Source organism: Parabacteroides faecalis (assembly GCF_022809355.1).
Taxonomy (GTDB): Bacteria; Bacteroidota; Bacteroidia; order Bacteroidales; family Tannerellaceae; genus Parabacteroides; species Parabacteroides faecalis.
In genome coordinates, this window is sequence record NZ_JAKZMM010000082.1 from 1 (window position 1) to 8,658 (window position 8,658).

Here is an 8,658-nt window from a genome sequence, read left to right on the forward strand (position 1 = left end):
TCTTCCCATTCCGAACAGAGAAGTTAAGCCTCGTCACGCCGATGGTACTGCGTAACAGTGGGAGAGTAGGTAGCCGCCGTTTTAGAGAGAGAATGAAAGCCGGTTCAACAATCGTTGGATCGGCTTTTTTCGTGTTGATTCGTAGGATTAATCTTATTTAACCGTTTCTTGATTGTGGATCTACGAAAGTTTCGTAGATTTGCGTTGTTCTCGTAATTGATTGATATATGGAAAAGTTAACTGCACAAGAAGAGACGGCTATGCGATTGATTTGGGAGATTGGTCCCTGTGTTGTTCGAATGCTTCAGGAGAAATATCCGGAACCGAAGCCTCCTTATACTACTTTGGCTTCGGTTGTAAAGAATCTGGAACGGAAAGGTTATGTAAAGAATCGTCGTTGTGGAAATGTCTATGAATATTATCCATTAGTTAGTCGGGAAGAATATCGTACGGCTTTTATGAAAGATGCCGTAAGCAATCTGTTTTCGAATTCCTATAAAGAACTGGTCTCTTTCTTTGCGAAAGAAGAAAAGATTTCTGCGGATGATTTGCGGGATATTATCGAGAAAATCGAAACAGGGAAGGAGTAGACTATGTTCTCGGTCGATTATCTGATACAGGTGAATGTGGCTCTTGCTCTCTTCTACGGGATTTACCGATGGATGTTTGCGAAGGATACTTTCTTCCATACCCGTCGTTTTCTTTTGTGGAGTTTCTGGTTGGTGGCGATTTCATTTCCTTTCTGGAATGAGTGGCTGTGGATACAGGAGCCGGCTCAGGTGATGCGTAATGTATTGCCTGTGGACGATTGGGTGACTTTGCCAAATGTTTTGGTGGTTGCGGATCATCCGGCAGCTACTCATGGGCGTTTCTCTTGGTGGATGTTGTATGGCTTTGTGACTTCGCTGCTTTTCCTACGCTTATTTTTTCGAATCGGAAGTCTTGTTTACTTATATATTCGTACCGACCGCCAAGTGGTGGGAGATATGACGATTTGCCGTTTGAAATCGCCCGGCGGACCATTCTCGTTCTTCCGTTGGATTTTTGTTTATCCACCGTCTCATTCAGAAAGTGAATGGCGGGAAATTCTTATACACGAGCAGACACATGCACATCAATGTCATTCGCTGGATATTTTGTTTGCCGAATGTATGACGTGTTTGCTTTGGTTTAATCCGTTTGTCTGGCTTCTTCGGAAAGAAATACGTGATAACCTGGAATATCTGGCCGACGATTCGGTTCTACACGCTGGATGTGACCGCAAATGTTATCAGTATCATCTGTTGGGGCTTTCTACTTCTCGTCAGGCTGCAGCTCATTTATATAGTAATTTTAATGTATCATCTCTAAAAAACAGAATTCGTATGATGAACAAACAACCTTCAAAAAGAATAGAGCAAGTGAAGCTTCTTGTGTTGCTTCCTTTGATGGCTCTGCTGCTGACGTTTAGTAATTGTAATACGCCGTCGGCTAAGCAGACTGATGGAAATGGAAACGTAAAGATTTCGGCTGTGGTGGTGGATGATGTGGCGCCTATTGTGGGTGCGGCCGTGGTGATTAAAAACACAACTTCGGGGACTATCACAGATATGGATGGAGAATTTTCTCTAGAAGTTCCGGCTGATGCGACCTTGAGAATTTCGATGCCAGGGTTCCAAGCCAAGGAGATCGCTGTGAAAGATGTAAAAGACGGTATGAAAATCCGTTTGGAAATAGATCCGGATGGTATGAAAGCGGATGGTGCGCAGATCCAGCCTGGAGCGGGCAATGCGGATGATGATGTAGTAGAAGGACAAATCTTCACGGTTGTAGAAGAACAGCCTTCGTTTCCGGGCGGACCTACTGAATTATTTAAATACGTGATGAATGAAGTTAAATATCCGAAGATAGCTCAGGATAATGGTATACAAGGACGTGTTGTGACTAGCTTTGTGGTGGATAAAGAGGGAAATATCAAGCAGGTGAAGGTGGAACGAGGCGTTGATCCGGCTTTGGATGCGGAAGCTCTTCGTGTAGTGAAGGCTATGCCGAAATGGATTCCCGGCAAACAGAAAGGAAAAGCTGTTGCCGTGCGTTACATTCTTCCTGTTCAGTTTAGGTTGCAATAATATGATATGTGTTTTCAGCGCCTCGCGCTGGCGTTTATGTAAAGCTACAAAAGTCTCCGCGCGGGCCGCTGGCGTTTTTGTAGAGTTACAAAAGTCTCCGCGCGAGGCGCTGATGTTTTTGCAGAGTTACAAAAGTCTCCGCGTGAGGCGCTGGTGTTTTTGCAGAGCTACAAAAGTCTCCGCGTGAGGCGCTGGTGTTTTTGTAGAGTTACAAAAGTCTCCGCACGGGGCGCTGGGCCTTTTGTTGCCTTACAGAAGTCTTACGCCGCCGGTTTCTTAGGCATGAACTTCTTCGTCAGCCATCTTCTGACGGGCTCATCGTAGCATTTCAGGCACAGATAAGCCAGCAGAATACTGCCGATATAAACCATCAAAGCCGTGGGCCATACCTCGCCGAAGGTATAAAGTTTGTTGTCAATCAGCCAGGCATAGAATAAGTACATAAGTGGATAGTGCACGGCATAGAGCGGGAACGAAATATCTCCCAGGAATTTGCAGATCTGCGTAGATCGCTTGTCGGTCGTTTTGCCCGAAGCACCGATCCATACCAGAATTGGGAAGATGAAGAGGATACAAACAGCCTCGAACAATCCGTTCAAACTAATCGGTCCGTTGCTTTCGATGTAAGGCACACAGAAGAGGAGGAGCAGGACAACCGAACAGATCCAGAATGCGCCTCGTATCTGCATCGGTCGGAAGTGGCGTGATAGCAGCATTCCCATCGTGAAGGGGAAAAGCATCCGCAGTGATCCGCCCAGGAAGTTCACGCTGTCGAGCGTCCAGCCCACGCCAATCATGCCGTAGCCTGAGACATCGAACAAGGCAAACCAAGCCAGGAAGACACCCAATATGCCGACGAGTACGGCCAGTGCCTTCTTGGATAACCGATGAATGAATAACGCGTATAATATATTTCCGATGTATTCGAAGAATAGCGACCAACTGGGACCGTTGAGCGGAAACATCTCTCCGTTGCCACGTACTTCATAACGCACACCCGGAACCGCCGGTATGAAGAACATGGCACAAAGCAAAGCCAACATCACCATCGAGGTCGCTATCTTCGTTCCATTCCATTGTACACTTCCCTGGATACAGAACGTGACGGCACCAATAACGGCTCCCATGACGATCATCGGGTGCAGGCGAATCAAGCGGCGCTTGAAGAAATTCCCGAGAGACATGGTTTTCCCCAGGCGGTCGTCGTAGGCATAGCCGATAACAAAACCGGAGAGGATAAAGAAGAAATCGACCGCTAAATACCCGTGGTTAATGGTTGTGATCAGCGTTCCTCCGGCAGCAAACGATAGACCTTCGAAGATGTGATAGAATACAACAAGCAGAGCAGCTACGCCTCGCAGCCCATCCAACAATTCATAATGGGGCTTCGTATCCGCAAAGGCGGCCGCAGAAATTCTAGTTTCTGACATGGATGATTATGTTTGGTTTATATGTAAGGCAAATGTATGATCTATTTTTGGAGAAAAGTTTGTCCTATGTCAAAATCGTTGGCCGGCTTCATCCATTTGCCCGCAGCCGACTGAGTGTCGAAAGTGTAATTCCCAGATAAGAAGCGATAAATCCGAGATTGACGCGCTGGCAGACATCCGGAAACTGTTCCTTGAATGCTTCATATCGCTCTTTTGCCGGAAGCGTAAGGCGTTCCTTGTGGCTGCGGTGCAGACGCCGGTATTCATTCTGATGTATGATTCTTCCCCAGTTGCATAATTCGATATTCGTCTCAAAAAGATGAATCAGGTCAGTCAGCAAGATACGGTAAGCCACGACTTCTTCGAGGGTTTCAACGAATTCTTCACTCACTTTCTGGTAGTAGAGTTCGTCCATGCTGAATACGATGCTTCCTTCACCCGCAAACGATGTGGTAATCTCTTCTCCATCGACCAGCCAGTAAGAGCGGGTCATTCCTTCCTCAATGAAATAAGCATATTTACAGAATATATTCTCCTTCACCAATAGATATCTCTTCGGAAAATGGCATAACGTCAGACAAGCCTCCAGTGCTTGAATGGAAGTATCAGAAACAGGATAGGCCGCCCGGATGCTTTGGATAATGTTCTTCATAATGTTTCTTTCCGACAATCAGAGGTTCATTTCAAATAATAGACAAAGTTAAAAAATAAATCAAGAGGCTATTCTTTCGGTTCTCACTATTTATTCTTTAATCCACGCCGTGGATTACTTAGTTCTCATCGTGGATTACTTAGTTCACGGCGTGGATTAAGTAGTTCACGCCGTGAACTAAAGAAATGTTAGGCAGAAAATATTTTTTTAGATAGGCAGGAATTCTATTTTGGCCTATGGATATCTAGGTAAAATAATACGCTAAGGGACCTTGTTCTATGATATAAACATAAAAGCGATACAATAAAATCTATGTCAATTGTATTGCAGAAGTGAAACTACTCTTCAACAATCCATTTCTCAATGCCTCTTATTTCCTGGTTGAAGTTAACACCTATTTTATATAGTTTTCGATTATCAGAAATGAAAGGCAAGGCGTATTGCTTATCATGGATCTGTTTCAACGCTTCTTCGGCAGTACCATTCAGTTTGAATTCCATGACATAGATGTATTGCTCGGTCTTGACAACCATATCTATTCGTCCGTTGGAGGTATGATATTCGACCTGAGTATAGAATCCTAACAGTTTGAATACGATGAAGAGAACATTCTGGTAATGTAGTTCCAGATCGCGTGCCAGTTCATACGGAATATCTGCAAAGAAACTTTGCAGACGTGCCATAAAGGAATTAATTTTTCCGCTATCAACTTCCTGCACAAATTTCACGATCTCGAAAGCCATATCAGATTTACTGATACTTGCATAACACGGGAGCAGGAATCGGAGGAAACCCTCTTCTACTTCTTGGTTTGGAAAACCGAGCGTGTACGTTCTGAAACGTCTGTCATATTCTTTAATGGTAAGATACCCACTCTGATAAAGAATAGGGATCGGATTCGTATACATGGAATCAATACCACTTAAGGAATCAGCTGTTGCCATTTCGTAAGTTAACCTATGCAAATCATATTCGCTATGTTTAAGGAGTTCAACCAGAAAAGTTGGCGTTCCGGTCTCGAACCAATAACTGCCGAACTTCATCTTTGCAAATGTATTCAGTAGGCTGAACGGATTATATATATCATCGCCGTATTCCACGAAATGATATCCATCATACATATCTTTGAGGTAAGCCTTTGTTTCTTCTTCGGTCATACCATTCTTTTGCCCAAGTTCTACGATGTCTTCCTTGAAGTTGCTGAGAAGCTCTTTTTCAGTGATACCACATATATTGGCAAATCGATTGTCTATGGAAATATCCATCAGGTTATTTAGATCACTGAATACACTGACTTTGCTGAATTTGGTTACTCCGGTAAGCAGGGCAAATTGGATATACTTGTCGCAACTCTTCATTACACCGTAAAAAGCTTTCAATGTATTGCGATAGTCGTTCAATAACGGTTCGTTCCCTATGGCCTGAAGCATGGGTTTATCATATTCATCAATGAGGATCACTACGGGACGATTCCTTTTCTCGGCTGCCCGTTGAATCACTCCTTGGAAACGCAGGGACAGATTGGTTTCACTGGGGCGGCTTCCGTAAAGGCTTTCCCAAATGCACAACGCATTATTCAGTATGCTGTATAAACTTTCCGGCGTATCATACTTTTGGGCATTCAGATCCAAATGCAAAATAGGATATTCTATCCATTCTTTTTCTAGTTGTGCTAAGGCAAGCCCTTCAAATAGTTCTTTCTTCCCTTGGAAATAAGCTTCTAAGGTAGATATGAGCAGACTTTTTCCAAATCGTCTGGGACGACTTAAGAAGTAATATTGACCGGACTTTATCAGCTGATAAATCAGATCCGTTTTGTCGATGTAGCAATAATTCCCATTGCGTATCTTTTCAAAGTTTTGTATGCCTACCGGATAGTTCCTTTTCATATCGCCTCAAACTTAAGTTACAATGAATTGTACATGCTTTTACAAATGTAACGAATTTTATTTCTTGTACAAAGAATATATGTAATCTTCAGTTCTTTAAAATAATCCTTTCGTTAAGTATCAGTCGTTGGGAATAAAGCAATAGTAGATCTGAAATTTACCCGGTATTTTTTGTAGTTTTGGAGTAAAAATAGGAAGTATGAGGCAGTTTTGTTTAGTTTTCATTCTGTTTTGTGGCGTTACTTTGGGATGGGCTGGTGATGATCGTCGCCAGAAAATAATTCTGGATACCGATATGGTAGAGCTTTTTGACGATGGTATCGCCATGATGATGTTAGCAAAAGCTCCGGATATAGAATTATTGGGAGTTACTGTGGTGGCAGGCAACACCTGGGTTTCTGAAGGAACCGCTTACGCTATCCGTCAGTTAGAAGCGATTGGTGTAACAGATGTGCCAGTGTTGCAAGGCGTTCGTTTGCCATTGGCTCCTAACCGGAAGGAGAATATCAAGGAAGAAATCCGATTATTTGGTTATGGAGAAGGATATTTAGGATCATTTGCTTATGAAGAACCAACCTCTTGGAAAGATGTTTATGTTTCCCGCTATAAGCAAGAACCTACTATTGAGCCAGCCGATATGCATGCAGTCAATTTTATGATAGAACAAGTAAAACGATATCCTCATGAGGTAACAGTCTTGGCTATTGGCCCTTGTTGTAATTTAGCGATGGCTGTCAGGATGGCTCCCGAGATTGTTCCGCTTATCAAGCGGGTTGTTTATATGGGCGGAGCTTTTACAGTACCGGGAAACACGACTCCAGCTGCCGAATTTAACTGGTGGTATGATCCGGAGGCTGCACAAATTGCCCTGCGAACTCCATTTAAAGAACAGATTGTAGTTGGCTTGGATGTATGTGACCGGATTGAATTGCGTAAGGAACGTTATGACCGCATTATTGGACTGTTGAAAGCTGATAAGCTTCAAGCCATGTCACATGATAATTTTCTGCAAACGACATTTCAGGAACGTCCGGATACAGTGTGGCATATTTGGGATATTGTAGCTGCTGCTTTGTGTATGGATTCTTCCATTCTTAAGCGGGAGATGATATGTCATGTAGATATCAATACCCAGCAAGGACTTTCCTACGGACAGTCGTTAGCTTTTCCATATAATCCACCTATAGGTACGCAACCTGTACGGATTGTGATGGAAGTAGACGAAGAGCGGTTATGGCGATTGATTGAAAAATACTGTCGTTTGTTCTGATTCGTGTTGAGAAGAAGAGTTGCTGTTCTTTTATATAAAAAGCAGTAAAGGACAGAACTTGGGCTGATATATCACCAATGCAGGCATAAGGATACGGCCTTAACCAGACTTGCAAGATGGTACGATGAAGTAGACAAATCAGGATTCCTTGCTTTCGGAAAAGTGGCTAGATCCATACAGACTCATTATCAGCAAATCATAAACTTCTTCGACAAACGGTCTACTAATGCTGCTTCTGAGTCCTTCAATGCTAAAATAAAGAACTTTCGTTCTCAGTTCAGAGGGGTTAAAGACAAAGCTTTCTTTCTTTAATAGGTGTAAGATTAAATAGGCTTGCCACCTCTTTACCGTATAAAGCATCTGAGAAAAGTAGGTTAATTATAAGATTACTACTAAAGTTCAATTTCAAACAGCCATATTCGACAAAATTAATCTCATAATTTTCATTATACCTTAAATCTGGCTTTCCATTTACCTTGGCATGAAGCCATGTCTTGCGAACAATCTTCAGTCCATTTTCTATATATCTGGTCTTTATGTTTATTGTGGCATAATGAGCAGTAATATCGTGATAATCTACAATACCAAACGTTCCATTTCCAATCACGATCAATCCTTTATGAAAAAGATGGAGTTGAATAATTTTAGATTTAAATATTCCTATTGCAGGGTAATTATAATTAAAGTTACTCTCGTATACTTCTGAAACATTAAGCGTCTTATGTTCATTTATGTATGATTCGCTATTAACATCATAAAACGCCATAATGATTTTCCCCCTATTGACAAGAGTACTATCTGGCAGATCATTATTTAACAATGTGCTGACATTAATAATAGGATCTTCTATTTCCTGCTCTTTTTGTATAATAGAACTGTTAATAGATGTGATCTTATCTTCAAAAACTGATCGGTACTTTGGAATCAAGTATAACAATGATCTCAAGAAACTATTTAACTTAACCTTATTTTTCAGTTTAGCAATCTGGTGACTTATTAACTTATTGTTCAAAACAACAGTATCATAATCATCCTTCAATTGAGAAAACTGATCTGAGGCTATTCTGTTTATTAAAGAATCCTCTATATACAAAGGCTTAAGTGGTGGAGTATAAGCATTTTGTTCAGAGACTGCCTTTCTTTTACGAATTGATGTACCTTTGGGATTAGATGTAGAACTTGCTGCAGTGGAAATTAGGGATCAACGTAAAAATATGAGGGGTAAATTCGATAAAATCGTATCTTTGAGAACAACAAATCATTATCAGTTATGGAAACCAACGGTTATCGCCTCCTTCTTCCGGAAGGG

Annotated in this window: 8 protein-coding genes and 1 rRNA gene; 5 read left to right on the plus strand and 4 right to left on the minus strand. The window is 42.0% G+C overall.

Annotated elements, in window-relative coordinates:
• The 3 genes from rrf to MUN53_RS17685 all read left to right on the plus strand — a co-directional run.
• Nucleotides 1-82, plus strand: a 5S ribosomal RNA gene (gene rrf / locus MUN53_RS17675); the annotation flags it as partial.
• Between the two features lie 145 nt (nucleotides 83-227).
• Nucleotides 228-590 carry a BlaI/MecI/CopY family transcriptional regulator gene (locus MUN53_RS17680; RefSeq protein ID WP_243326712.1) on the plus strand — a complete coding sequence of 121 codons (363 nt, stop codon included), beginning with the start codon at nucleotides 228-230 and terminating at the stop codon, nucleotides 588-590.
• A 3-nt stretch (nucleotides 591-593) separates the two neighbouring features.
• On the plus strand, nucleotides 594-2,108 hold the full coding sequence (locus MUN53_RS17685) for a M56 family metallopeptidase (RefSeq protein WP_243326714.1): 1,515 nt from the start codon (nucleotides 594-596) through the stop codon (nucleotides 2,106-2,108).
• Nucleotides 2,109-2,368: 260 nt separating this feature from the next.
• Here the strand turns inward: MUN53_RS17685 and MUN53_RS17690 are convergent, their stop codons facing one another.
• The 3 genes from MUN53_RS17690 to MUN53_RS17700 form a co-directional block, all read right to left on the minus strand.
• Entirely contained in the window at nucleotides 2,369-3,538 is a 1,170-nt protein-coding gene (locus MUN53_RS17690) for an acyltransferase family protein (RefSeq protein ID WP_243326715.1), read from the minus strand.
• A gap of 88 nt (nucleotides 3,539-3,626) precedes the next feature.
• Complete coding sequence (locus MUN53_RS17695; RefSeq protein ID WP_243326716.1) at nucleotides 3,627-4,190, minus strand: Crp/Fnr family transcriptional regulator; 564 nt, start codon at nucleotides 4,188-4,190, stop codon at nucleotides 3,627-3,629.
• Between the two features lie 338 nt (nucleotides 4,191-4,528).
• The gene (locus MUN53_RS17700) at nucleotides 4,529-6,079 is read right to left on the minus strand and encodes an ATP-binding protein (RefSeq protein WP_243326717.1); all 1,551 of its coding nucleotides are present in this window, start codon (nucleotides 6,077-6,079) and stop codon (nucleotides 4,529-4,531) included.
• A gap of 199 nt (nucleotides 6,080-6,278) precedes the next feature.
• On the opposite strand from MUN53_RS17700, the gene MUN53_RS17705 reads away from it, so the two are divergent.
• Both MUN53_RS17705 and MUN53_RS17710 read left to right on the plus strand, forming a co-directional pair.
• Nucleotides 6,279-7,349: a nucleoside hydrolase gene (locus MUN53_RS17705; protein WP_243326718.1), complete on the plus strand. Its 1,071-nt coding sequence runs from the start codon at nucleotides 6,279-6,281 to the stop codon at nucleotides 7,347-7,349.
• Nucleotides 7,350-7,415: 66 nt separating this feature from the next.
• On the plus strand, nucleotides 7,416-7,661 hold the full coding sequence (locus MUN53_RS17710) for a transposase (RefSeq protein ID WP_449587594.1): 246 nt from the start codon (nucleotides 7,416-7,418) through the stop codon (nucleotides 7,659-7,661).
• On the opposite strand, the gene MUN53_RS17715 is transcribed toward MUN53_RS17710, so the two are convergent.
• Nucleotides 7,636-8,442: a hypothetical protein gene (locus MUN53_RS17715; RefSeq protein WP_243326720.1), complete on the minus strand. Its 807-nt coding sequence runs from the start codon at nucleotides 8,440-8,442 to the stop codon at nucleotides 7,636-7,638. The genes MUN53_RS17710 and MUN53_RS17715 overlap by 26 nt on opposite strands.
• Nucleotides 8,443-8,658: the final 216 nt, after the last annotated feature.